General features: G+C 35.0%; 26 protein-coding genes. 5 read left to right on the top strand and 21 right to left on the bottom strand.

Features of this window, described 5'->3' with window-relative positions; all coding sequences use genetic code 11:
* Positions 1-278: 278 nt before the first annotated feature.
* The 7 genes from WAK64_RS12660 to acnA all read right to left on the bottom strand — a co-directional run bounded on the left by WAK64_RS12660 (position 279) and on the right by acnA (position 6,966).
* Positions 279-707: an acyl-CoA thioesterase gene (locus WAK64_RS12660; RefSeq protein ID WP_336587353.1), complete on the bottom strand. Its 429-nt coding sequence runs from the start codon at positions 705-707 to the stop codon at positions 279-281.
* Between the two features lie 286 nt (positions 708-993).
* On the bottom strand, positions 994-1,410 hold the full coding sequence (locus tag WAK64_RS12665) for a hypothetical protein (protein ID WP_336587354.1): 417 nt from the start codon (positions 1,408-1,410) through the stop codon (positions 994-996).
* A gap of 1,400 nt (positions 1,411-2,810) precedes the next feature.
* On the bottom strand, positions 2,811-3,044 hold the full coding sequence (gene tlp, locus WAK64_RS12670; RefSeq protein ID WP_336587355.1) for a small acid-soluble spore protein Tlp: 234 nt from the start codon (positions 3,042-3,044) through the stop codon (positions 2,811-2,813).
* A gap of 65 nt (positions 3,045-3,109) precedes the next feature.
* Entirely contained in the window at positions 3,110-3,253 is a 144-nt protein-coding gene (locus tag WAK64_RS12675; protein WP_336587356.1) for an acid-soluble spore protein N, read from the bottom strand.
* Positions 3,254-3,318: 65 nt separating this feature from the next.
* Positions 3,319-3,462, bottom strand: coding sequence for an FbpB family small basic protein (locus WAK64_RS12680; protein WP_336587357.1), 144 nt, complete (start codon positions 3,460-3,462; stop codon positions 3,319-3,321).
* Between the two features lie 85 nt (positions 3,463-3,547).
* Positions 3,548-4,081 (bottom strand): TlpA family protein disulfide reductase, encoded by a 534-nt coding sequence (locus WAK64_RS12685; protein ID WP_336587358.1) that lies wholly within the window; start codon positions 4,079-4,081, stop codon positions 3,548-3,550.
* A 173-nt stretch (positions 4,082-4,254) separates the two neighbouring features.
* Positions 4,255-6,966, bottom strand: coding sequence for an aconitate hydratase AcnA (gene acnA / locus WAK64_RS12690; protein WP_336587359.1), 2,712 nt, complete (start codon positions 6,964-6,966; stop codon positions 4,255-4,257).
* 327 nt (positions 6,967-7,293) lie between these two features.
* Between acnA and sspO the strand changes: the two genes are divergently transcribed.
* Positions 7,294-7,446, top strand: a complete 153-nt coding sequence (sspO, locus tag WAK64_RS12695; RefSeq protein WP_336587360.1) for a small acid-soluble spore protein O — start codon at positions 7,294-7,296, stop codon at positions 7,444-7,446.
* A 131-nt stretch (positions 7,447-7,577) separates the two neighbouring features.
* Here sspO and WAK64_RS12700 read toward each other — a convergent pair whose 3' ends face one another.
* The gene (locus WAK64_RS12700) at positions 7,578-7,841 is read right to left on the bottom strand and encodes a hypothetical protein (RefSeq protein WP_336587361.1); all 264 of its coding nucleotides are present in this window, start codon (positions 7,839-7,841) and stop codon (positions 7,578-7,580) included.
* Positions 7,842-7,950: 109 nt separating this feature from the next.
* Between WAK64_RS12700 and WAK64_RS12705 the strand changes: the two genes are divergently transcribed.
* On the top strand, positions 7,951-8,094 hold the full coding sequence (locus tag WAK64_RS12705) for a small acid-soluble spore protein P (RefSeq protein ID WP_419465945.1): 144 nt from the start codon (positions 7,951-7,953) through the stop codon (positions 8,092-8,094).
* 62 nt (positions 8,095-8,156) lie between these two features.
* Here WAK64_RS12705 and WAK64_RS12710 read toward each other — a convergent pair whose 3' ends face one another.
* The gene (locus tag WAK64_RS12710; protein WP_336587362.1) at positions 8,157-8,930 is read right to left on the bottom strand and encodes a serine hydrolase; all 774 of its coding nucleotides are present in this window, start codon (positions 8,928-8,930) and stop codon (positions 8,157-8,159) included.
* 242 nt (positions 8,931-9,172) lie between these two features.
* On the opposite strand from WAK64_RS12710, the gene WAK64_RS12715 reads away from it, so the two are divergent.
* Positions 9,173-9,646, top strand: a complete 474-nt coding sequence (locus tag WAK64_RS12715) for a DinB family protein (RefSeq protein WP_336587363.1) — start codon at positions 9,173-9,175, stop codon at positions 9,644-9,646.
* Between the two features lie 132 nt (positions 9,647-9,778).
* Here the strand turns inward: WAK64_RS12715 and WAK64_RS12720 are convergent, their stop codons facing one another.
* Positions 9,779-10,726: a tyrosine-type recombinase/integrase gene (locus WAK64_RS12720; RefSeq protein ID WP_336587364.1), complete on the bottom strand. Its 948-nt coding sequence runs from the start codon at positions 10,724-10,726 to the stop codon at positions 9,779-9,781.
* A gap of 698 nt (positions 10,727-11,424) precedes the next feature.
* On the opposite strand from WAK64_RS12720, the gene WAK64_RS12725 reads away from it, so the two are divergent.
* The gene (locus WAK64_RS12725) at positions 11,425-13,521 is read left to right on the top strand and encodes a TerD family protein (RefSeq protein ID WP_336587365.1); all 2,097 of its coding nucleotides are present in this window, start codon (positions 11,425-11,427) and stop codon (positions 13,519-13,521) included.
* A 119-nt stretch (positions 13,522-13,640) separates the two neighbouring features.
* Here WAK64_RS12725 and WAK64_RS12730 read toward each other — a convergent pair whose 3' ends face one another.
* Positions 13,641-16,463 (bottom strand): fibronectin type III domain-containing protein, encoded by a 2,823-nt coding sequence (locus tag WAK64_RS12730; RefSeq protein WP_336587366.1) that lies wholly within the window; start codon positions 16,461-16,463, stop codon positions 13,641-13,643.
* 1,109 nt (positions 16,464-17,572) lie between these two features.
* On the opposite strand from WAK64_RS12730, the gene WAK64_RS12735 reads away from it, so the two are divergent.
* A complete protein-coding gene (locus tag WAK64_RS12735; RefSeq protein ID WP_336587367.1) occupies positions 17,573-17,797 on the top strand; it encodes a hypothetical protein in 225 nt (74 codons plus the stop codon).
* A 267-nt stretch (positions 17,798-18,064) separates the two neighbouring features.
* Here WAK64_RS12735 and WAK64_RS12740 read toward each other — a convergent pair whose 3' ends face one another.
* The 10 genes from WAK64_RS12740 to WAK64_RS12790 form a co-directional block, all read right to left on the bottom strand.
* Positions 18,065-18,502, bottom strand: coding sequence for a GNAT family N-acetyltransferase (locus tag WAK64_RS12740; RefSeq protein WP_336587368.1), 438 nt, complete (start codon positions 18,500-18,502; stop codon positions 18,065-18,067).
* A gap of 777 nt (positions 18,503-19,279) precedes the next feature.
* On the bottom strand, positions 19,280-19,651 hold the full coding sequence (locus tag WAK64_RS12745) for a cupin domain-containing protein (protein WP_336587369.1): 372 nt from the start codon (positions 19,649-19,651) through the stop codon (positions 19,280-19,282).
* Positions 19,652-20,053: 402 nt separating this feature from the next.
* Positions 20,054-20,542, bottom strand: coding sequence for a hypothetical protein (locus tag WAK64_RS12750; protein ID WP_336587370.1), 489 nt, complete (start codon positions 20,540-20,542; stop codon positions 20,054-20,056).
* A gap of 979 nt (positions 20,543-21,521) precedes the next feature.
* Positions 21,522-21,845 carry a hypothetical protein gene (locus tag WAK64_RS12755; protein ID WP_336587371.1) on the bottom strand — a complete coding sequence of 108 codons (324 nt, stop codon included), beginning with the start codon at positions 21,843-21,845 and terminating at the stop codon, positions 21,522-21,524.
* Positions 21,846-22,183: 338 nt separating this feature from the next.
* Entirely contained in the window at positions 22,184-23,680 is a 1,497-nt protein-coding gene (locus WAK64_RS12760; RefSeq protein WP_336587372.1) for a serine hydrolase domain-containing protein, read from the bottom strand.
* Complete coding sequence (locus tag WAK64_RS12765) at positions 23,677-24,183, bottom strand: DUF1700 domain-containing protein (RefSeq protein ID WP_336587373.1); 507 nt, start codon at positions 24,181-24,183, stop codon at positions 23,677-23,679. Before WAK64_RS12765 ends, WAK64_RS12760 begins: the two co-directional genes overlap by 4 nt.
* Positions 24,173-24,520 carry a PadR family transcriptional regulator gene (locus WAK64_RS12770; RefSeq protein WP_336587374.1) on the bottom strand — a complete coding sequence of 116 codons (348 nt, stop codon included), beginning with the start codon at positions 24,518-24,520 and terminating at the stop codon, positions 24,173-24,175. The genes WAK64_RS12765 and WAK64_RS12770 overlap by 11 nt, the downstream gene beginning before the upstream one ends.
* Positions 24,521-25,056: 536 nt before the next feature.
* Positions 25,057-25,656: a restriction endonuclease gene (locus WAK64_RS12775; RefSeq protein ID WP_336587375.1), complete on the bottom strand. Its 600-nt coding sequence runs from the start codon at positions 25,654-25,656 to the stop codon at positions 25,057-25,059.
* A 303-nt stretch (positions 25,657-25,959) separates the two neighbouring features.
* Positions 25,960-26,145: a hypothetical protein gene (locus WAK64_RS12785; RefSeq protein WP_336587534.1), complete on the bottom strand. Its 186-nt coding sequence runs from the start codon at positions 26,143-26,145 to the stop codon at positions 25,960-25,962.
* Between the two features lie 85 nt (positions 26,146-26,230).
* Positions 26,231-26,773 (bottom strand): GNAT family N-acetyltransferase, encoded by a 543-nt coding sequence (locus tag WAK64_RS12790; RefSeq protein ID WP_336587376.1) that lies wholly within the window; start codon positions 26,771-26,773, stop codon positions 26,231-26,233.
* Positions 26,774-26,835 lie beyond the last annotated feature (62 nt).

Raw genomic sequence — 26,835 nt, forward strand, 5'->3', positions numbered from 1 at the left:
TCTAGTGATAGGGAAAGCATTTATAAATCCTCCTAGTGTTTGTTTAGTCGCTAACATTATGACCAGGATTTTATAGATGCTTTCCTATTTTTATGGATAAATCACAAAATTTGGTGATGAACCATATTTCTTTGTGTTAGTTACGTACGCACACTAGTAATAATAGATGACTAGAATTAATCTGTTCAGGATTGTTAATAGTGTATCTTTTCTGGCATATTTTCTTTAAAAAAATAGACAGCCAGAAGGTTCATCTGGTTGTCTGTTTCCCTTAAATATCATGATTGCGTTTGTTTCTTTACCTTTTCGTATACTTCATGCCAGTTAGCAAATCTCTTCTTTAAGGAAATCGGCCGAAATGAGTCTTTTTTAACACAAATATGTTCCGAACTCCCTGAAACTGCCAATTCTCCATCCTCACTGTACATTTCATAGCCATACGTCAACCGAACCCCATTATATTCCTCGATCCACGTCTTCACAGTGGCGGTATCGCCATATCGAAAAGGCTTTTTATATGAAATTTGTAAGTCTACAACTGGGCAAAGAATACCCTCATTTTCCATTTCTGCATATTGAAAGCCAATATCTTCAATATGCTTTGTACGACCAAGTTCCATCCACACTAAATAATTTGCATGATACACGACACCCATTTGGTCCGTTTCTGCATATCTTACCTTTATCGTTGTTTCTGAAATATGCATTCTCTCACTCCACAATCTAAATTATCCTCTTCCTCATCTTACCACAAAGGTTAGTTGAATCTATTCATTTTATCCCTATTTGCCAATACTCCTTCTACTCTACTTCAAATCATATAGTAAAAGGACAGCTTTCATGAAAATGAGCAATGCTCATTTAAATTATTACCGAATCATTATAACGATACGCTTCTCTAGTTGTTTCGAATTGGATTAGTCAAATGGATGCAAATTATAGCCTCAAACGAACAAGTGAACGGGACAACAATGTATTAGAAAAAAGAAAAAATCATAAAGAATCATTGCTCATTTTAGGTTTATTAAATTTAACAACCGTAATATTAACGAGTGTAACAAATAATGGAATGAACACTATTGTTATCATGATATTCCTCATTGTGAAGTTGACAGTATTAGAAACCTCCCCATACTCTAAAATATAGCGTAAAACCATTCCTACCGAAGTAAACAGCAGGGTTAAGAGAAATATGGTTAATCCCTTATTTCTTACCAATCCGCCTAATAAAAGTGCGATGAAAACATATGCTGAAATAACGACAATTAAGAAAGAATTTAACGATCCATTGGCCTCAATCGCCATCCTATTAAAAGGAAACATAAAGCAGCCATTAAATACAATATAGAAAATGGTAATAAACCAAAATAACTTCTTTCTTTTATGAATAAGATTGAAAAACTGTTCCATACATTTCACCTCTTTTCCCCTGTAATATCTCTCATCAACAATCGCAAATGAACATTTGAAGTTCCAACATCGTTTTTTCTGCTTAGACTGTTAAATATAGCGACGGATGTTACGGTTCTTCAGAAAAATAATTTAAGTCCTTACTGTTACAGTATACCGCACCCTACTATTTGTACAATTCTTCCACTAATTCACTTTTGGACTAGGCTGCTTCATATTCCCATCCATCAATTCCATCTTTTTCAGGAACCGGACACAATATTAGGAAAATTTGATTTTTCATTTTATATTCCCCTCCTTCATTATAGGTTAAAATTTGAAGTCATTGTCTGGAAAAAGAGCTTAATATAAAAGTGGAGTTGTAATCTCATGTATAAATGAAAAACGCATAAGGCAGGTGACTTCACTGTTGATTGTACATCCAATCTAAGTGCTTTATGACGAAAATGATATTGCAAAAATGATTGTAAAAGTAAGTGATGACCAACAGAGAATTTTATGGATCAAATTAGGGGTAGATTATCAATCCTTGAAAGACCTCTTGTGATAGCTACAGGAAAGGGAAAGAGCTATACTTATACCCTTTTCTCAAATCCATAGTAGGTTAATTATTAGGCACGAATTGCCTTTAAAAGACAAGCTACATTAGCTTAACCGATAAACAATTTACTTTGAATGATGTTCTGGATTTTAGTACTGTAAATCAACCTGAATGCGTCAGAGTGATTTTTTGAAGGAAAAATGCATATTTTTTGTTAAACGAATAATAAGATTTGGAAAATGGCTAATTCAATAAAAGGAAGGGGATAGAAAAATGGGTTGGTTATTCATTGTTGCTGTGGCATATCTTCCAATTATCTATCGAATTCATAGCCGGTTAAATGATTTAGAAAAAGAAGTGAAAAGGTTAAAAGGAGAAAAGGATTACTGATCATTGCAGTATCCAGCCTTATTAAAATGAAGGCAAGAAATTAGGAAGTGAGAGGAACTATGAAAAGCCCATTTAGATGGTTGTTAGTATTCATTATTATTATCGTATTATTAGTACTAGTTGGTAAATATACAGTTATTCATACTGTAAAAAATCGTTTCAGCACGAATTGATGAAAAAGTCAAAGAAGAGGATAGTTTCTTTATCATTATCGATGGAGAAAAGATTAAAGTTCATAATGAAAACACTTGGAATATAATCGATAAAAACAGTCAATATGATATTGATTATGAATGGTACGCTAAGTCTACACCCGTTATCAATACTATAGTCCTCACGAAAAATCAACAGTGCACAATGATAATCATTCATAACAATATGCTTTATTAATGGTCTAACATGGAAATACAATCTTATTGTTGTAAATGAGCTTTAAGAAAAAGGTGTCGAAATAATCGACACCTTTTTCTTATTCTTCTCCTTGTTGATGAGCGTACTCATCCTTTATCTCGCTCCGAAACGCGTCAATACTCTCCCGGCGGCGCTCATTTTTGGCTTGGATTTGTTCCAATTGTTGTTCACAATCCGTGTTAGCCATTGATTCTTCTGCTCGTTCCATATTTTGAATCGTATTAAATACCATGTTTTGCAGCTTTTCCACGTTATCACTACGATCATCAGGTTTTGGTTTATCCCATGCCATTGTACAATTCCTCCTTGATGTAAAGAGCAAGTTCATTTAGTTAACATAATATTATTATGGTTATTTTATTCACCTTTTGTTTGAATTACTTGCGTGTGTAATCCAGATTTATCTTGCATCTGTTTTCCTTTATTCCCTCCAGCTGCACGTGGCTGAGTACCAATATGATTTGGAACGAAGTGTTTTCGACTTCCTTTTGGATTACTCATTCATATCCCCCCTCTATGTATCAGTTTTTCCAAAATGAAAGGGAATATGAATGAAGAACAATGGCTTATTCTGCCTTTTCCATTCTTTTTATTTCATAGCGCGCTTCAATTCGTTCTTCAATTTCATCCATCGCTTTTGAATCACTCATTAAAGCTCGTTTATTCTCGTTCACAAGGTCTGCAAATGATTTCTTTCTCAATTTTCTCATCGTTCAATCCTCATTTCATGTAAAGTTATCCATTATTATGGACAAACATGAAGAAGATTATAATAATATTCTTATTTTTTTGACGCTACGGGTTAGTACTCCATTCCGTTAATGTTTCAAGGTCAACCGGTCCAACTTTATTTTCCACTATTTCGCCTCTTTCATTAACAAGTATCGTTGTGGGAATCGATAACACGCCAAATCCACCCTCTACTAGATGATCTTCGTCTAATAAAATCGGGAATGTTAATTTGTATTTATCGGCAAATGCCTTTACATCGTTTTCAGGGTCAATATTAATCGTAAGAAGCTCCACATTAGGGTTGGAATCATAAAATCCTTGTAGGGCAGGCAACTCTTCCTTACATGGTGGACACCACGTTGCCCAAAAATTTAGGATTACTTTCTTGCCAACGTAATCGTTTAATGAAATGAGCTCACCATCTAGGTTGTATAATTGTATACCTTGTTGATTTTTCTCTGTTTCTTTTGTTTCTTCTGTTTCTTTATTTTCAAAAATAGAATTTGCTTTTTCCGACTTGTCATTTGCAAATAATTCCTGTGAGAAGATGAAGAGAATGACACTTAATAGCAAGAACCCTATAGCCTTATTTTTCATTTCTTTTACCTCCATAGCCTGTCTCATTGTAACTATATGCATGAAAGTAATAGATATACGGGGTAAAAGGGAAAGTACATGAGGTTCATTTTGGGGAAGAATAGACAGTATAGCTAATGAATATTGAAGAATAAAAAAAGAGTAAAGGAGATAATCCTCTACTCTTTTTCAACTTAACCGTGAAGCTTTTTACGTAGTACCATTTGCAGAATTCCACCGTGTCTGTAGTAATCTACTTCAACATCAGAATCGAAGCGTACAAGTGCTTCAAAGGTTGTTACCTTTCCGCTTTCGTCGGTTGCCGTAGCCGTAACGATATCACGTGGTTTAACACCTTCCTGTAGTTCAACAGCAATGCTTTCTTGACCAGTTAAACCTAATGTTTCAGCACTTTCCCCTTGTTTGAATTGAAGTGGAAGCACACCCATCATCACTAGGTTCGAACGGTGAATACGCTCATAGCTTTCAGCAATAACTGTTTTTATACCTAAAAGGTTTGTTCCTTTAGCTGCCCAGTCACGGGAAGAACCCATTCCGTAGTCTTTACCTGCAATAACAGCTAAACCAGTACCGTTTTGCTTGTAAGTCATGCAACCTTCGTACATTGACGTTACTTCATTTTCAGGCCAGTACGTAGTGAAACCACCCTCTGTGTTTGGTGCAACTTGATTTCGAATACGAATATTCGCAAATGTTCCGCGCATCATGACTTCATGATTACCACGTCGAGAACCATATGAATTGAAATCACGTGTTTCTACACCTTTAGAACGTAGATACTTTCCAGCTGGTGTATCTTTTCCAATAGCACCTGCAGGTGAAATGTGATCCGTTGTAACAGAGTCACCGAACTTACCAACAATACGTAATCCACTTAATGGCTTAATCTCATCTGGATCTTTAGCTAACCCTTCAAAGAATGGTGGATTTTGAATGTAAGTAGACTCATCATCAAACGAGTACAATGGCTCATTTGATGTTTGAATTTCATTCCAGCTTGCATTATCCGTAAACACATTTTCGTATTCACGACGGAAGATTTCAGGCGTTACACTTTGTTTAACGGCGTCCTTCACTTCTTCTGTAGTTGGCCAAATATCCTTGAAATAAACGTCCTTACCGTCTTTATCTTTCCCAATTGAATCGTTTTGAAGGTCAATATCTACGGTACCAGCCAGTGCATAGGCAACAACTAGTGGTGGTGATGCAAGATAGTTACCGCGTACTAGTGGGTGAATACGTCCTTCAAAATTACGGTTACCAGATAGGACAGATGTAACAAGAAGATCGTTATCAGAAATCGCTTGTTCGATTTCTTCCGTTAAAGGACCGGAGTTACCGATACATGTCGTACATCCATATCCTACTAGGTTAAATCCGAGCTTATCTAAATATGGAAGTAATCCTGAATCTTCTAAATAGCCTGTTACTACTTTTGATCCTGGTGCTAAAGATGTTTTGACAAATTTCGGAACTTCCATTCCAAGTTCAACTGCTTTTTTCGCTACTAAACCTGCGCCAAGCATAACGTATGGGTTAGAAGTATTCGTACAACTAGTAATGGCAGCAATCGCAATCGCACCAGTATTCATTGTAGCTTCATCACCATTGTTAAATTTCACAACAGCTTCTTTGTTTAGCTCACCCTCTGATACACCAAAGCCTTGGTTTCCTGCTGGTGCATTTAGAGCACGATGGAATTCCTCTTTCATTTGCGAAAGTGGAATTAAATCTTGTGGACGTTTTGGACCTGATAAATTTGGCTCAATCTCAGATAGACTAATTTCCACAACATCTGTGTAGACAGGATCAGCATTGTCAGCTGTAAAGAACATATCATTTTCTTTTAAATATTGCTCGACAACTTGAATATGGTCTTCATCGCGTCCCGTTAAGCGAAGATAATCTAAAGATTCTGCATCAACTGGGAAGAATCCACATGTAGCACCGTATTCTGGAGCCATATTGGCAATAGTTGCACGATCTGCTAGTGGAAGTGAGGTAACACCGTTACCAAAGAACTCAACAAATTTCCCTACAACACCTTTTTGGCGTAATACTTGTGTTACTTTAAGAGCAAGATCGGTTGCAGTTGCCCCATTTGGTAGTTCACCAATTAGTTTCACACCAATGACTTCAGGAATTGGGAAATAAGATGGCTGTCCAAGCATTCCTGCTTCAGCTTCAATACCACCTACACCCCAACCTAGAACACCGATTCCGTTGATCATCGTTGTATGAGAATCTGTTCCAACTAGTGTATCAGGATATGTTTCAAATTCACCGTCAGGAGTTTCAATAGCATGTACAACGCTTGCTAAATACTCAAGGTTTACTTGGTGAACAATTCCCGTTGCTGGTGGAACGGCACGATAGTTTTTGAATGCTTTTTGCGCCCAGCTTAAAAACTGATAACGTTCTGCATTTCTTTCAAATTCTAGCTCCATATTTGCTTGGAGTGCATCGCTTGTTCCATATTTGTCCACTTGAACAGAGTGGTCAATGACAAGATCTACAGGAATTTCAGGGTTGATCTTATCTGGGTCTCCTCCCATATCGGCCATTGCTTTACGAAGTGACGCAAGGTCAACAACTGCTGGTACGCCGGTAAAATCTTGTAAAATAACTCGTGATGGTTTAAATGGAACCTCTGCATCCTTTACAGATTCTGATCCCCAATTTGCTAAATTTTCAACATGCTCTTTTGTAATAACGTGTCCATCATATTGACGAAGAACAGATTCTAGAAGTACCTTTACTGAGTAAGGTAAGCGACTAACATCTGCTACTCCCGCATCCTTTAATGCGTTTAAACGATAATATTGATAACGCTTTCCGTTCAAATCGAATGAAGAACGTGCATTAAAAAAATCGTTCTTTGCCATCTCGATTCCCCCTCTTTTGAGAATATGCAATTTTTAATGTCAAAAAGCTCGAATTTTCTGCTACTCTTACTTTTCTCACATTTCAATATTAATATAAGCGATTCCATAAGTAAATAACAAGAAAGTTATAGGGTTTGATAAGTTTTCCTTATAAAAAATATTCCTACTACAGCTACATCCGTTGAACCCCTATCAAATCAACGTTTAACTCTATGAATTATCATTTACCATCCCTCATTTTATTATTTCAAAAAAACATGAAAACGTTTTATTATCTGCATAATTTCTCGAAAAAGGAAGAAAATAGGGGTAAGGAGGTGAGGAATCATGGCGAAACGAAAAGCAAATCATGTACGCGAAGGGGCAAATGCTGCGAAAGCTCAAGGGCAAGGTGCAGGCTATAATGAAGAATTTGCGAACGAACCACTACACCAAGCTCAACAGCAAAACAATAAGAACCGACAAAGAGATCAGCAATAAAGTTTGTGGCTACATAGAAACGCTGGAAGATGATCAATCATACTCCAGCGTTTCTTTTTTTGACTATGCTTTCCTTTATAAACTTCTTCAATACACAAGCAAACCCGCTGTGATAGCGGGTTTTGAACATGCTAACTGTTATATTCATTTACTTCTGTCATAATGGAGCTAAGATCTGATTTAAATCGTTCAAGTTGTTCACGTTGATGCTCTGAAGCAACTTCCAGTGCATTTTCTATTTGTTGATAGGCCTCATTCATTTCCTGTTTCAAGTGAGAGAGCTGTTTTCCATAGCTTGCTCCGTCCAGAACCAATTCATTTACAGCATTTTGCGCATCGACAAATCCTTGCTGTGCAGCTTGGAATGCTTGTTGTTTATCCTTATGATATGGCATTGTTGTCACTCCTTTACGCATTCGTACCTTTATCCTTTCCAAACTTTTTTCTTTTTATTCAGTATACTTCCTTGAACAATGTGCACTTTACTAGATAGGAGGGATAATAATGAATAAAAATGATAGCAAGGACATGCGAAAGAATGCGCCAAAAGGTGATAACCCTGGTCAACCTGCCCCATTAAGTGGTTCTCATAAAGCAAAAAATCAGAAGCATTCTAGACAAAAGAACCATAGCTCCCACGACATGTAAATAGTTCTATGATAAGATTTCAGTGGTATAGCTGAAGTCTTATCATTTAAATAAAACCACGATTAGATCATCTCTTTCATTTGATGAATGGCTTTATATTGACGGTATAGTTCACGTAAAGAATTCTCCATAATCTGATCTGATTCTGCACATTTCGAACGATTTGGAACTTGATTGCCTACTAGTACATAGAGAAGTGGCTGTTTCGTAAACTCACCAAGCACTCCCATATCTAAAATAAAATCAGGAAGTCCACCTGTCATGTGAGCAAGATGTTGTTTAGGAATCTCTTCTATTGCTTCTTGTTGCCTAACCATTCCAGTAATGATAGGCGAGAAAATATCAGGAGAATTTTTATACCCTCTATATATTTCCATTAAAGCGTGAAATAAGTCATGAATACTCCCTTCATTTTTAGGGTCTCGCGGGTTAGCCAATAAATGAATCGTTGGATAATCCTCTTGAATTTTTTTATGTATTTTCTCCCAACCCCCTAGGAAGTCTACTACACGCTTTGCGACAGCATTATCATGACAGGCAATCATTACTTCAACGGCTTCTTCTAGCGACAAGCTCTCCCGGCCTTGAAGATGGGGATATACGATGGAACTGTCCTCATGTGGATCGAAAAAGATGGAAGGTACGGTCGTATTCCAAAGGACCTGTCCTCCCTTCACCCATTTCGCAATCGCTAAACCAATTAACAATTTGCCGGCTGAAGCCAATGGAACGACCATATTGCTATTCTGTGAAAAAAGCTGTTTATTGTCTTTGATTGAATAGACAACGGCTCCATAGTCACCTGTAGTAATAGGCTTCAATACTTCTAACTTCATTCATATCAACATCCTTCACTATATTTCCCTTTTGGTGTACTGCTTTAATTCGACACCAGCATTCGAATTCCTTTTTTTCTGTATCTGCGATACTTTCCAATGATACACTTTATATCTATTCTTTTTTCTGTCCATAAATCGTGTTTGTGTCGAATTTTTCCCACTACTTCTCTCTTTCTTTGATAGGAAAAGAAGTATATTTTATAGAATAAACTAGTATGAAATGAAAAGGAGGTACTTAAATGAAACAACGTCATGAAATTTTATTTAAGCAATTAGAAACATATCGAAGTGAAATGATGGATGTTTTACGCCATGTCACGGCAAAAGAAGCTAGCGTCATACCAAAGGGTTTCAACAATAATATTCATTGGAATCTCGGTCATATTTATTTAGATCAATATATGTGGATTCAGGCTGTCACAATGGAAGAGACAGTTGCACCTGAATCCTTTCATGCTTGGTTTGGTTTCGGAACATCACCAGCTGATTTTACTGAAGAAACCCCTACTTTGGATGAGTTAAAAGACTTACTTAAACAGCAACCAGATCATATAAAGATTGCCTACGGAGAAAGACTAGAAGAGGAATATCCACCAACGGAAATGGGCATGCATACGATTGAACAAGTGTTGATTCGAACTATATTTCATGAAGGAATGCACTTACAGGCTATTCTAGATTTAAAGAAGCTAGTAAACGAAAGAGACATATAAAACAAAAAATGGGCGCCAAACTTACCTTTCAAGTAAGTGCGCCCACTAATCTTCACTTGTTCATTTAATTTAGGCAAGTAGTGATCTTTCTCCTTTTAGTTTACATAATATTATTATAGTTTATATAAATCATCAAAAGTATTCTGCAATATTCCGATCCATCGCTTCTTCTTTTTGTTTATCTGAAACATGAGTATATTTCTGTGTTGTATTTAAGTTACTATGCCCAAGTAATTCTTGGACTGTTCGAATATCCTTTCCTTCACGCACGAGATGCGTTGCGAACGAATGACGAAGTTTATGGCTCGTAATCTTTCGCGATTCCATTCCATTCTTCCCCCAAGCACTATTAATTCGTTCTGTTATTTCTTGAATTCTTCTTCTTGAAATCCTTTTTCCACGCCTTGAAATAAAGAGAGCTTCACGATCTTTTTTCATTGGATATTGTCTTTCATTTTGAATATAGTTTATGATTTCGTTAAACAACTGGGCCGGCAAAGGAATATAGCGTGTTTTATTCCCTTTACCGACAATTGTTAATCCCTTTTTCTCTTTATGTAAGGAAGTGAGATTTAAGGAGTGGACCTCAGCAACTCGTAGACCAGCAAAAGCCATTAGCCCTAACATGACTTTATTACGTATGATGTATTGCTGTTGTGACACTTGTTCTATCTTCTTAAAAAAACCTTGTAATTCGTTCTTTTCTAAAAAATCAGGAAGCTGACCACTCGGTTCTTTTGCCCCTTCCATCTCTGCTGCTGGATTATGTGAAATCATCTCATAGTCCATTAAACATTTAAAAAAAGAACGTAAGGCTGTCAATCGACGGTTTCTTGTTGTTGAGGAATTTTTTCGCTTATTTTTCAATTCATTCATAAATAATGTAACATGTATTTTTTTTGCTTCTTCTAACTCTACTTTTTCTTGTTTTCTTCTCGTAAAAAAGTCTAGGAAGAAATTGATGTCTCGTAAATAGTTATCAATCGTGAAACGAGAATACTCTTTATTATCCATATGAGTTTCAAATAGTAATAACTCTTCTTCATACCACTCTTTAATAAAAACGTTAGCTGTCTCCATTGTGAACTCCTCGCTTTTGATTCGTTCCTATTAGTATACTACGAATGATCATTTACCGCACATAAGAGATATTATGCGCGGTAATGCAGATAAACATGGTTTATGGACATTAATTACTTTCTATAGTGTCATAGTGCTCCTAATAAAATAAGAAAAAATATCCATTTTATTGGAAATAAAGGCTGTTATTAGGTATGATAAAACGAATACTAACAAAATACTTTACACCTTTTTTTATATGGTATATTATGTATAGGATAATAACCTTATCTTTTTTTACATATATTAATAGATACTGCAGGCTATAATATTTCTTCCTTCAACAATACTAATGGATAGTTAGAGATATTTCTTTCCTGCATCAACCATTTGGCTATGAAACCTCTTCCTTCTCTTAGTTTCTAATTGGGTCCACATGGCGGTTTTTCCGCATGTGGACAATAGATAGAGGTTTCTCTTTCCAAATGGATTTTCAATTATACCATTGATTGAGAAAGCGCTTATGTTCGTAATTCTCACTTCAATAGATTTCATTTTAATCAATCAGGCTATGACATTTCTTCCTTCTTTTCCTTTTACGATAATAGAGATGTCCTTTTCCTGATTTTTTTATTGGATAATTTCGGTTATGTGATTAATCATCGCTTTAATAATGTAGATAATACCTTAATCGTTCACTTAGAAGGGGATTTTGCTCTATGAAAAATTCTATTTATTTGACAAGAAAACTAAAAGTGTTCATAGAAAACGGAGAGGGTAAGCTTTCTGATGTTTATCTTTCTACTGCTTTAAAAAATATTGAGGGCTTAGGCTTTACTTTTTCTAAGCCATTAATCGAAAGGGCTAAGACCCTTTCTAATGAGGCTTTTACAACGTTTTATACAAACCTTGTTAAAAACTTAAAAGAACAAGTTGGTGCCAATGTAAACCATGTACCGATGTATCCGAATTTTCCGCAAGATGTAATGGAAATGACGGATGCTGAACTATATATCAACGCTATTATTCATTATGTGACGTTACTTCTTCCAAATGATAAAGCGAAAGAGCGCTTCCCTCTATTAGATAGAGTTGACTTAAAAGTTATTGATCTAGGTAGTGAAGAAGATTTCTACTTGATGCTTTCTCAGCTCATTGGTGCGAATACATCCATTTCATTAACCGATAAAAAGGATATTGAATGGGCTATTCATACTATTGATGATATTTCTAAAATTCTTCCTAAATTTATCCCGCATAAAGAAAATTTGGCGTTTACTATCCAACAATTGTTAAAACATGATAAAGCGTCCATGAATGAAGTATCTCATTATTTTAATAATGCTACGGATGTATTAAGGCTTGCGGTTGCTTTATCAGATGGTGATATTAGCCTCGCAACACCAACAAAATTTAAGAAGTTCAACCGACCTGAAAGACGTTTTTTACTAGGATTATTAGATGAATCGCGAAACATTACGGAGGACATGATTCGGTACAAAAAACGTTGGATTCGTTTAGGAGAGATTCTACACCCCGGCGAATACCGTAAAAAGTTCCCAAATGCGTACCGTGCTTTTCAAGTATTACGAAACTCTGAAAAAGTTGAAACATTTAATAGTAAAGTAGAAGCTGCGCTAGGAGAGGGCCAAATAAATAAAGCAGTAAATCTTTTATCAACACGCCCAGGAGAATTCGCTCGTCGTTTAGACCACCTTCTTCGTCTTTCAGAAAAGAAGCACTTAGATTCTCATGATGTTATTTCTGCTTTTAGTGAGGTGAAAGATGACCTATCCACTCCTGTGTTGCTTCAATTAGCAAGTCATTTCAGACACCGGAATGAAGAAAGAGATATTCGGACCTTTTTCCCAAAAGGGAATGTAGCAAAGGCATGGGGAATTGAAAATAACCTTCCTCGAATTAATAATGAAGTCTGTTCAATCGTAAAAAATTTATGTGAAGAAGCAATGAGAATCCGCTTTTCTGAACTACCTCCACTTGGAAAAGGATATTTAGATGAACGATTAAGAGATTATCTTGTCCCTTTTTCACAGCGTTCTGCAAGTAAATCTCTTCGTACACTTGTTCGAGGAAGTAAAATCAGCCTTCCAGAAGGCAATTTTATACGGTTTTTCTTATGGTGGAAAGAAGGCCGTGTCGGAGAAGAACATACCGGCCGAGTTGATATTGATTTATCCGCTGTCATATATGATGAAGGATGGGAATATCAAAGTCATATATCTTATACAAATCTTCGACAAGGTCATTATGCTTTTCACAGTGGCGATATTACCTCGGCACCAAACGGAGCATCTGAGTTTATTGATTTTGATATTCCCAAAGTGCTAGAAAATGGTGGCCGTTACGTTGTTATGTCTCTACACTCGTTTACTGATCACCCTTACAAAAACCTTCCGGAATGCTTTGCTGGATGGATGGTTCGCCAATCTCCTAATTCAGGAGAAATTTTTGAGCCCGCTACTGTTCAAGATAAGGTTGATGTCACTTCTGATTCAACTATTTCAATCCCTGTTGTTCTTGATTTGTTGGAAAGAAAACTCTACTGGACGGATTTATCTTTAACAAGATACTTAAACGAATATAATAATATCGAAGCAAACAAAGGAGGACTTGCGCTTGTTGCAAAATCAATGACCTCCATCGTAAAGCCAAACCTTTACGATTTATTTAAGCTCCACCTTGAAGCTAGAGGTGAACTTGTTGAAAACATCGAAGAAGCAGAGAGCATATTTTCTTTACAAAACGGGATTACTCCTTTTGACATTGAAAAAATAATGGCGGAGTTTATAAGCTAAGCTTTGATGAAATAAGTCATTTTCCATCCGAGTCTCTTATATAAACATATAAAAAAGAATGGAGTCACCTACAAGAGACCCCATTCTTTTTATATTAAAATCTTCTAGGTTACTATTTTTTACTTCTCTTCGACGATTAATGATTTTACCGTGTTATCTCCAACAGTATTGTTACTAAGGTCTTTATCACTAACGGTAAATAACTGACTTGTTCCGCCAAAGTTTGTTCTAGTGTACAAGGTTGCTTTGAAATCACCCACAATGAAGATGGAGGACAATGTTCCTTCTGTTAATCCTAATTCTTCTGTTGTTGAGAATTCGCCTGGAGACGTTATTTTCACATACGTATTATTCGGATTATAGTTCTTATCTTTAAACAAATAGACACCTTTACCAAACACTTTATAAGAAGAAACAGAATCATTTCCTACATTTGAGCCTCTTAAATCTTTTGTTCCATCTTTATAAGAAGACATATTTCCTTCATAATTGGTGTGTTTAAATAGGGCTACTCCATAATCTCCAATGACGATTACTGAGGATAACGTGTCATTAGGTAACCCACCATTACACTTAGTAATGTTACCACAATTGAAATTTTTAGAGACAATATGATCCCCTTTAAAATTGACTTTCCTAAATAAGTGAACCCCTTCGCCCCGAATAACTTTAATAGACGATGTTGTATTGTCTCCAATATCTCGGTCATCTAATGTTTTATCTCCACCTTCATTAAACCACGATACTTCCCCACCATAGTCTTTATCCTCATATGTGACGAGGGCATATGGGCCAACCGTTTTTACGGACGATAAATCATTATTGGCAAAGCCAATATCTGCGCTAATGTCATTAAAGGAAGAAATTCCATCGCTGCTTCTAGACTTAAATTTTAAATCTCCCATATAGTTTGAGCCTGAAAAGAGATAGACACCATCTTTTTTCTCTTTAACTTTTAGTGAAGAAACCGTATTCGCTCTAATTTCTTTTGAATCAAGATCACGAAATGTTGCATTCCCAAAAATCGTTTGGGACAAGCCATCATAGTTTTTATCTTTGCTGAGAGTTACATAGACGTCTCCTCTCACAAGTAGAGATGACAGTTGATTATCTGGGAAGTCTAATGATGTAACATCTGCTACATTCTGACCTTCACTGACTGAAATACACTCTCCATTAAAGCCAGTTTTTGAAAACAAAAATGCTGTATCTGTTACAGTAAAGTTATTAGCTATTTTAGAAGAAGGAGATTTGATTAATCTATCATTATACAAAACTTCCTTGACAATATAGTAATCTTTGTTTTGATTTTCCACTAACAAGTCATATAACTCGGAAGAAATGTTGACGGCAGCATCTGTGCCTTCATAAATTCCTACTTCTTCCCCGTCCGTATCAGGGTTTCCAACATAGACGCGGTAATAGGTTCTTTCCCCGGCAGGAAGCTGGTCATCTTCCCATGAGAAAGGGATGGAACAAGTCGTTTGAACAATGTCTTTTAAGGATGCCGCATTTAACTCAACTGTTTCATCAACCTTTTCACTTTGAAGTGAAACGGTCTTATACAAAGTTTCAGAGTTAAACAGATTGCTTTCATGGTAGGACTCTATCCAATATTCATTGCTTTTATTCGGTTCAACATTCACATCCAACCAGCTCGTTACAGTTGGATCTTGAATATAGGCAGCCACACTATCATTTTTGTAGACGATATACCCATGCACATTCGGGTCTGATACTGGATCCCAGGAAAGGTTTGTTGTTAATTCTTTAAAAGATGAATCTGCTTGTACGTTCGTAGGAACTTCTAAGTTCGGATCTTTTTCGTACATCGGCACTTCCATCGTAGCGTAAATTTCATTAACCATTTGGACATTGTACGAATTTTTATCAGGTCTTAGCCCATAATCATCTAAATCATTTTCAAATGCCTTTGTTAGTTCGTGGAAATTTTTACCACTATTGTAATTGACCTTTGACTGTGTCACAAGATTGTATACTGCCCATTTATATGGACTTGAACCCGCTTTTTCACCAAATGTTTTATCCAAAGCTCTGCTATTCGATTCCTCTACTGATCGAGCAAATGCAAAGGTCCGAGAATCCTCGTATGTGTATTCAAGTGTAACGCCAACTGTAAATTCACCTGCTATTAACGTATCGTTTGTGTACTCAAATGAAGTACCTAAGCCGAATCCGTGTGTTAGTGCAGCTTCCTCTTGCTGCTCTTCAGATAAACCCCAAGAACGATCATAGCTTACATTTGTCGTTCCACCTGTTTTTTCAATTCCATAGCGATCTCTCTCCCACCATTCCTCAATATCCAATGTTAACCCTTCGGCAAAATAAGAATTTTTGTCTAGTAACAGGGTAATCTCTTGTGGTGTTCCAAGTGGAAATGTGGAGTTTAATAATCCAGATGATGGACTATAAACAGCTCTAAACGTATCGATATCGGGATCATATTTATCTAACGCATTGTTTAAAACACTTAATGGTTGTCCTGCTAGCTCCTCATAATAATCTGCGTTATAATAATGATCTCTTTTCCCTGCATCTACGATAAAATTGATTGGAATATATTGCTCTGGATCAATTCCATGAAAAATTGTTCGATTTTCATACGTGTCTACAGGAAAGGCTTCATTTTCCTCAAGAGCAGGAACGAAAAGATCCGGCTCTACATACCCATTGTTGCTACTTTTTTCCTCCGCTTCTAGCAAACGAAAAGAGGATTTCGGAAGTGATTTAGTCGTATTTGATTCTACTTGGTCCTCAGGGATATAGACTTCATAAGTCCCACGATCAATTCCTTCATACCCTTCAGGCGCATCTACTTCACTATCAGACTGAGCAAATACGTTCATTGGGATGAGTAGTAATACAATCAATGTACTAAAAATAAAATAGGACAATTTATTTGCAAAAATTACGTTGTTCATGCCTTCACCATCTTTCAATTGATTAAGATTTAGGTAAATGTAGAAAAGTACATCTGTTAAACTATGAAGTTGTAAAATTATGACCTTTCAATTTGCATCATGTAATGTATTACTTAGCTAGTTGATAATAAAGAGTAGTGACGTATGTAGCTTAAAGCAAAGGAGCATTATCTCTTGTCACTCTTTGTTCAAAAGCAGTAGTTCCAACTTCTTTTTTCCGAATTAAAAGCAAATGATTTGTTTTTCACATTGGAATCACCCCCTAAAAAAACTGAATTTTCAATCAATTAAACAAATACTATTCCCTTTATTTGGTGATATAACTTAAGAAGCATTAGCCTTATCGGTATGACTATTTGTCTTCTAAAGGTATTTTCATAATGATAGGTTCATAAATTATGTAAATTAATGCTAGTGGGTTAGTTACCACTAACAATATTAAGTTGACTTAAGATTACTATATTTCTCATGAAAACACAAGATAAAATTACAAATTATGAGGAAATTCTTCATTCTTTACAATCAGATAACATTGTTGTTACTTCACTCTACTTTTCATCAAAAAATGGGATATGTTGATAATACTAATTCCGCCGAAAAATCCACCATATTTTCACTTTCTGCATATCCTATCTTTCTGTTGATGACTTTCTTAAATTTCCTTAGTTATTCACCCTGTTTTCCTTATTCACTTTAGTGTATATCGAACTTTTTTTCACATATGAAAGTGCCTCATAATAAGCGAATAACTCTCCCATAAGTGAAGAGTTAGAAATATTTATGTACTTTAATTTTTATGTTCCGAGGGATAACCGGTTGCGTATGAAAATTCGTAGTTTTTACTTTCCTTTGTTAATTGAAGAGATTACTTTAAAAAGACTCATTTATCCTCACTCACTTGGATTCAAGATAAAATGTGCATATCATCTACTAAAGCACCTAATAAAGTAGAGTAATATTTGTAAACTCTGTTAGCTGTACATTTTTAATGCTAGAATTATAAGTACAATAGTAGTTAATAGCATGACTACTTATGGTACATTCAGATTAGTAGATGATTGTCTATAACTCGATATTTAAACTATTAAATCTTAAAGTAGGACGGTTTTATGGATCATAATAGGAAAGCTCGATTAGAAAGATTACTGAAGAAATATAAAGTGAAACAAGCAAAGAGACAGCTCATTGATGACTTGGTAAAGTACCATGAGATTGATTTTTCAGAGAAAGAATTTGTGGATGATGAACTATCAGAGGATGTATATAAAAGGGTTTATGATCGTATTAGAGAAGATATTATAAATACAATTAAATTCCCCTATGACGAATTGTAGCCTTCGAATATTGGGGGAAATAGGAGGGAAGGACCATACATTATGATCCTTGTTCTTATATATTGTGTGATCATTACTCTAATGCAAAAAACTATATTTCGAGATAACTCTTTTTTAGACCATAACATAAATTATCTCTTGACCCCATTCGTTTAAGGTCTGAATTCAAGATAATAGTAGGTGGTCAGAATACCCATTTTTCCACTATTGTCTTATTTTCAGTGAATAGAATGACTACAGGGATTCTACCAATTAAATATTCTAATGCTAAAGCTGTATTTTCAGAACAATTTCATCCCACATTATCTCACCCGTTTTTTCAAAACCAATAGATTCATATAATTTTATCGCATTCACATTATCAGGTTCTGCACTTGTATAAAATTCAATACTACCAATTTTTTTTCTAACGAGTTCTAAAAGTTGTTGAATGGCAAGCCTTCCATAACCCTTCCCCTGATATTTTTCATCAATCATAAATCGACTCATTTCCATTCGACCCGTTTCGCTCTCTATCCCATACATTAAGAAACCCACCATTAACTCTTCATAATAAATTGCTAGTGGGTATAAGCCCTCCCAAAACTTTGACTCTAACAATGAATAACTATTATCTGCAACAAACGACTTTTGTTGATCAGAGACTGACAAACCAATACACTCTTCCCAATTATCAACCGTTAGTTCTTTTAACTTTATTTTCATCCTTTACCTCCATAAACATATAAACTTGTCTTGTAGTACTTTCCTTCTTGTTAAAATAGGAAAGCACTATTTTGAATTCTTACACCCTTAAGCTAAAGACAAATATGTATTAATTTTATTCTAGAATCCCACTAATGCTCACCTTATTAAGTATTGGTATTTCAATAAAACTACTAGTTTACATCACCTCAACTCATCATATATCAAACTAACCAAGATACAATTTCACCCTTCTCTTTTTTTGCGCGACTAGTGACTTTCCCTGAACATTGTTCAGGATTTACATAGCCACGTTCTACTTCTTTAAATAAAACTTGATAATATTGACTGTACTTCACCTAAAGTTGTATCTTTTGAAAGTTTATGTATACGAATTAATTCAACACTTTTTAAAACATCTAGAGTAGTTTCTTCGACTTCATCTAATTCTATCTTTAACTTCATAACTTCCTTAAAAACGCTTTTAAAATGACCTTTAAAGTTCGAAGTAGTTCGTTTTAAAGTCCGTTTGCAGTTAACCGTCTCGCTTCTTCCGTTCTCCTACCCAATTTCAGCCATCCAAGGTTTTGATTTTCAACTGTGGCACCTCTTTACGTAATCATCCTCTTCTATCCGTAAAACTATTAACCTTCTTTTTATCATTTAGAATTACAAGAAGGACAGTAAGTATTGAGGTGATATTTGAAAGAAATATTCGCACTAAATCAATAGTAGGAAACTTCTCTTTAAGATAGTGCACTTTTTAATTTATCATTCTTAAATTTACCAGTAATTATTTTAAATCCAAACATCATTTTCAGCAGTCAATTCTCCTTCATTTTCACCTGTATTGACGACTCCTTTTGGCTCTATGATCATGACATGGCATTCTTTTTCGGAAAATGGTCTGTGTTCTTTACCTTTAGGTATAACATACATATCACCTTTTTTCAGACTTACTTCTCCATCACGAAATGAAATTTTCATTTCGCCTTCCATTATGATAAACACCTCATCTGTCTCTTTATGGCTATGCCAAACGAACTCTCCAATAATTTTAGCTAATTTAAATTGATAGTTATTCATTTCCCCAATCACTTTTGGAGACCAGTGTTCATTAAATTTTGTTAGTTTTTCACTGATATTAATTACTTGATTTTGATAATCCATTTAATTCCCCCTATTAATGCTACTTTCAATTACAATAACAGATTTCCTTAAATTGTCATACTCCCTTTTTAAATTGAATTAGAAGACAAGATCATATTACTCATAATATAAATTAGCATTTCATAAAGAACAGCACCCATTTTTAGAATAGATGTGGATCCAGCTTTGTTTATTTATTCCTTCCCTGTTCGCATTGAAATCACCATTTTCGGTGTTAAATCGAAACGAAAGAAGGTGATGTCTCAATGACTCACCTTCTTTCAATGAATATAAACCTATACAGTTTATGAATTAAAAACGGTATCAACATAGAATATACTTCTTCTGTATCCTAGATTTTACGATTCGGATAAAAATGTGAAATTGAACTGACCATTTAAAAAAAAGAACAATTATTGTAAGTTATCCGCTGCTAACATTATAATGTTCACGTTGACTTCGGTACAGATCAACTCCCTTTTGTGCAATATACATAATGATGGCTTTTATGAAAAACAATCCCCATAAACTGAGCCTACTCATTCTTTTAAGCGCAAATATGCCGAGACGATGAAATAGGGTATAAAAGGGAAAGACGAATAGAAAATGTACGGCTGCGTTTAATAGAAAGTACAAAATCGGTTTACGATAAGTCCATTTTAATATCCATATACTTCCTATGAAGAATGGTCCCCATATTAAAGGTGTTTCACCAACCAATTTAGGGTGAATTGAAGTATAAAATACCCACCACTTTCGTTTTTTAGCGACTATACTTTCAATTCGAACGATGAGTGCCATTAAAAAAGCTACCGGAAAATATCGTTTGATCGACTGTTTCCCTATAAAAGGAGCTGTTCCCCATGATAAAACCAGACAGAAGACTAAAAGCAGCTTTTTGTTAATTACCATTCACTCCATTCATTTTTTTCTTAGCATGTGCAAAGGAATGGTTCTTTATTAGTAGATCGACCATTTCACCGGCTTTTATAAGCACTCTTATCCTATTTGAGGGTTTGTTTTTGGGTACATATTGATTAAATAAAAAAGCCTCTTAAGACCTAAAAAAATTTATTAACGAGATAATGAAATGACATAGCTATCAAGATGTAGGAGTCGAAAGATATTATTTTTCTAAGATTAAAAAAAGCATATAACAATAAAAACTCTTGTATAAATGCTTTTTCAATATTTAGGTTGTGTAGTAATTAAACAAAGTGACGATAGGAACTCTTTCTAGAAAAAAAGCTCTGTTTATTCGTATTATTGTTTAAAATTTCTTTTATTAAGAATTTCATCTGCTGTCATATATGTGTATTCATTAATGGAAATCTCAGGATTCTCCTTTAAAAATCTCTCCATAATCCTGTTCCCAATACGATGATTCGCCTACGGTGGTAGTGGTCTCATCATTATCAACTAAGTTGGTATAAAGATATTTCCACATTTTTTGTTCACCGAATTTCGCCAGCGGTCTTATTCAATGAACTTAATTATTGGAGTCAATCATCTCTGCTAATGGATCTGCTATCGCCTAAAAGGATGACTCTATTGAACAATGTATCTATTTTAGATAGGAAATTATTTTCTATGTAAACTGTATGATGGTATTCATGAGCAACAGTATTAACAGGTTCAACATCTTCAAAAGATGAATTCACTAATATATTCTTGTTCAACATTTCATATGTAATTGAATTATCCTTTCATTCCTCGGCTGCTTCATTTTTTATTCGAACAGCCAAATACATAAGCAGCTAATGTTCTTAATACTAATCCTCTTCCTTCGATGTTGAATGATGCTCGTCCAAATGCTAAGGACAAAAGATAGCAAATAAAGGTAGAAGTTCCAACTATTGCTCCAAATGCTCTATACCACAAGGGGCATTGATTAGAAAAAATAATCAGCGTAATAGAATATAGTCAAGCAGAAACTTAATGCCATAAACATGACGACCCCCACAGTTACTGGTGATAAGCGGAATTGGAATAGTTTTATTCCTCCAACGTCTTGTCCAGTCGAACTTTTTAACCCTACATTCATCTCGTTATGTATTTTAGTTGTATAAAGAATAAATAACCAAATTACTCCGAATATAACTAATCCACCTAAAAAAATAATCTCCATAATGTTCCATTCAAAGTACTTTGATATCCCCCAGATTACTCCTCCTTCTACTAACATTGTTAAGATAACTAATAAAGTCTTCTTCAAGTATTATCCCTCCTCTCTTATACTATTACGTTTGTTATTTTTAAAAAGTTTCATACTTTTTTGAAAATACTAAGGGGCTTATTTTGATCAATTACACGTTAAGACCTCTAAATGGATTTATTATTGATCAAAAAGATGCTCAAAAACTAATAGCTCTTCTGGTCACAAAATACATCAATAATACCCACTCAACTAACATTTTCTTACACTTCACTCTTCCTATCGTTCGTTCAACTACTATACTTTTTATATCGGTTGGATGTAGAATCACTTACTTGAATTCAAACTAAAGGTGATGTCTCAACAGAACATCACCTCCCTTTAACGACTAATTAAGATTAAACCGCTTTTTCTATTTTTACTCTCCTCTCTATCGAAATAAACTTGATTTTCTGCTTAACTGGAACAGATATGAATAATAATCCATTCAATGCTATTAAAAGAACAAGTACTTTTGTTAAGAATGCAATGTCTGGTGCAAATACGGTAATTGATTGCCATGGAACTCCTGCAACAAAGCTAAATAGCGGGATAGCTGAAATCGATAGGAGAATAAGGGTGATTCCTGAGATGTACCAAAACAGTCTGTATTGCAACTTTCCAGTTTTCAGCTTCAAAATAACGGAAATACTCAATATGATACAGGCCAATCCCATTCCTAATAAAATGAACGGTATAATAGGAATGTATTGAGGAATAGGCTCGGGACTTTCACCATTAACTAGAGAGATGATTCCTTTCTTCAAAGCAGGGAGTGAACCTTCCTCCAATATATGATTTTTATTGGTTAATATAACGCCTCCCCATGTCGTTTCTGGCATATAAAACACTTCTGCGTGAAAATCAGGGGTTGAACCTGAATGCCAAATCATCTCATTATCAGTACCTTGATCCGATATTCTTAACCCGAACCCATAAGACTGATCCTTCCTTGTATTATGAAGGGGCGATAAATATGAATCTAAAGAAGTATCCGTTAATAGGTCTTGAGTGGTTTGTTTGCTAATGAATTGTATATAATGAATAAGGTCGTCTGCACTTGCGGTCATATAACCATATGAGGCCCCCATATTGTCATAGGCTACAGTACTTTCAAATGGATACCCAAACCAGGACTGAAACCCGCCTTCGTATCCTTTCTCAATTGCTGAGTACTCGTTAGCTGATGCATTTTTCATCTTTAATGGTAGAAATATATGTTCTTCCATGTACTCAGAAAATGGCCTATTTGTTACTTCTTCTATCAGTGCCCCTAATAGTAAGTAATTTGCGCTACTATATTGATACTTTTCACCTGGTTGAGAAGAGAGTCCGATTTTTGAGAACTTTTTCACTTCATTTTTTAGCGCACCAACATGGATTGTTCCTTTATCCGCTATAGATAATCCTGTGTAAGTACTAATTCCACTTGTATGTGTAAGTAATTGTTTAATCGTGATTTTGGATGAAGGCTGTCGATCTTTTAAGGTAAACCAAGGCATGTAGTTTTTTATAGGATCCTCTAAATTAATGAGATTTTCTTCTATTAATTTCATTATGGCTAAGCCTGTAAAGGATTTACTGATTGACCCGATAATAAATGGCGTTTGCGTCGTTACAGCTGTTTTTGTTTCTCCCGTTACTCCCCATTCATTTACATAAAATATTTCATTCTCGTGAACTAGTGCAATCGAAGCACCCGGGATCTTTTGCTCTTCTAGAAACGTTTTTACATAGCTGTCAATCGAACTCTTGAGGTCTTGTTGTGCGAAGATTATGGATGGTGGCATACATGTTAATAAAAATGTAAATAGGCTACTTAAAAGAATAGCTGTTATTCGATAAATTTTCCTCAACCTTTCTTTCCCTTTCGTAAAAATAGTACGACAATCGAAGAAACAACCGAAGCAGCCAAAAGGCTTATCATCAATAACACACTATTCCACCATAAATTATCATCTATTAAATATATGAGATTATATTGAAATGACGGTTCATTAAGTGGATTAAAGGATTCGGTTAAAAACATGGAAAGTAATAACTGTGAAAGGAGGTAGGTAACGACAAAAGCCATCACTCCTGAACCAACTACAACCCTTCTACTCCGATTACTATTTCTAATTTGTTTAATTTCAGAATGCAAGTCTAAGCCATTAACTTCTAAATAATCTTTAACAAAAGTTGAAGTGTCTCCTAAGTCTGAAAGGCTATCATCACCATGCTCACGAGATTCCTGAATATGCTCCACAATTTGTTGCTTAATATCCCTTCTTTCTTTTTGACTTATTTGATATTGTTTTAATTCCTCTAATACTTCGTTCAAAAATTGCTTCTCAACAAAATTTAATTCATTGTTCATTGGATCGTTCTCCTTTCGAATTACCTTGTAATAATGATTTGATATCCTTTTGTAACGCTAACCATTCGTTAACCTCTTCCTTTAAATGTGTAGCTCCCTTCTCATTAATTTCATAATACACTCTTACTTTTCCGTTATCTGTCATCTCACGGTATGTATTTACCCATTCCTGATCCTTCAGCTTTGTCAAAATGGGGTAAATACTCCCTACTCCTTTCAGTTTTAAATTATGTTTCTCCAGCTCCTTCATGATTTCATACCCATAGCTTTTTTCCTTTGACAATATCGACAATACACACATTTCTAAATGCCCTTTTATTAAACTTGTTCTGTTCATAATTTAAATTTAACAGATGTATATATTTCTTTCAAGTATATAATTATAAAAATTACATAAAAAATGTTAATTTTACTTAGATCATCCAAATTATGAGTAATAAAATACGTCTCACCTCCTAGACAATCCGTTTTGCATTCAACCACAGGGCCAGCCAATTTGAACCAAAAAGAAGTAGTTCACATTAAAAAACCGAAAAATCTGCAAACAACAAAAAACTCTCCATTCTTCTGGAGAGTTTTATAGTGTTGATTACTTGTTACAGGGTGACTTGGAATAGTAAAGGGATAATCGCGACTTTGTTATTCATTTAAGATTTCGCTTCATCTCTTGTTATCTCCTCCACGGAACATTTTATCTAACTTCAAAAAAATGTATATAATGATTGTGTCTTTTTCATTTTCTAAAAGGTGGTTGTTACAGGCAACTCTTTAGATTCTTTTTTGACAACAGTAATATAAACTCCCAAATAGTAAAAAGTTCGAACTAATAAGGCTCGACCTTATGACCTTAAGAAAATAATAAAATACTGTACTTTATACATACTCAGGCGAAAAGTTTTTAATTTCTCTTTCTACGTCATCTACCCCATCAAACCAAAGTTCCACTAGTTTAATGCCATCTATTAATTCTATATTTAATCCTTCTGCGTACTCTCTTGCTGCTTTTGTAAACGCGCTAGTAGTAATAACATATCCTCCAACTGCACCTTTCTTAACCATATTTGAATGTAGAATAGCAATTGGGGCGAATGATAAATCCTCTTTGTAACATTTAATTTGCCCCAAATAAAGCCCATCTTTCATAGTGTGTTCAAAATCAACTCCGGAATCTCCTGAAGCTGGAGAAACCCAAGTTGATCCACCCTTAGCATTTTCAATTACATCCGCTACAAAAGATTCAAACATTAGTGGGTCCTGTTTATTGTAGATTGACGAATATGTAGTTGGCATTTCTGAGGTTTCTTTCTTAAAACGATAATATAAACCCATTGCTAATGTTCTCTTTAAGTCTTCACTTTTGACAATATGATCTGATAACAATGAGGTTTTATAGTCATTTTTTCTTTTGGTTAGTGTAAAGTGAACAAATGCAGCAGTTAAAATAAGCGCAATGAATACTTCAATTATTAGCATTTAGTTACCTCCTTATTTACTTACCTTTATTAGCCAACCGACCTAAAAGTATACTGCATAACAAAAAGACCAAAACGAATTTTGGTCTTTTATCATACCGAAAATAGAGTGTGGACGTATGTATATGTAGAAATTAGTCATTTAAGCAATTCAGAGCAGTCTACACTATTTATTGCAATGAGTCAAGATAAAAAAATTGCTGAAAAGTATTCGTGCAAATCGTTTTAGTTGTGGATTATCTTGCGTTCATTGTCGGAGAATTTCAGTGAAAAAGAAACGGAAAGTATTGCACAAGACAGCCACTTATATAATATCGTCTTCCGTTAATTTTTTAACTTCTTCTATGCCTTCGTGTTCGTCGTATTCGGTATACTCTTTAAACTCTTTTTGTATTTCTGCAGGTGCCCCAGGCTTAAGGTAACCCCAGCCGCCGCCAGGAGCACTTACATAATACGGACTATCTATAAACTTAGGTTTAGGCCATTTCATATATTTACTCCTTTCTATATATTTAACCTATCCTTCTCCTACTCCCGTTTATAGTAGAACTATGCTTGGGGCACCGCAGTCAGAATCAATTTTTCCATTCTGTCTGTAACAATGAAAATATGTATGCATCATGTGACGAATTATTTTGATAGAGATATCCTCTAAGTAAGCCTTCTTTCGTAAAGCCTAGTCGACTTAATAATTGGGTAGAGCTAGTGTTTTGAGGATACGTTACGGCACCGATTCTAAATAAATCTAATTCTTCAAATGAATATCGCAAGACCTCTTTCACAGCCTCAGAAGTAATTCCTTTCTTCCAATGAGATGGATGTAATTCATAACCGATTTCTGCTTTTTTACTCCCTACCTGAAGATTGTTTAGCCCTAATGTACCTATAAATTCTTTTGTATCCTTTAAGATAATCCCCCACCTTATGCCTCGACGCATCTCAAATACTGAATGCATCGAATTCACGATTTTTTCTGCATCCTCAATAGTTTGTAAGCTATCCATTCCATAGTATTTTGTCACTTCGTCATTTGACATAATTTCATAATAAGCTTGTATATGCTTTTCACTTAATTGAACTAATTTGAGTCTCTCTGTTTGTAATACTGGAAATTCCATACGTATCTCTCCTCTACTTTGTTATGAGAGAGTAACCCCTCATGATTTTCTATCTATGTAAA

It is taken from the genome of Bacillus spongiae (assembly GCF_037120725.1).
GTDB classification, from domain to species: domain Bacteria; phylum Bacillota; class Bacilli; order Bacillales; family Bacillaceae_K; genus Bacillus_CI; species Bacillus_CI spongiae.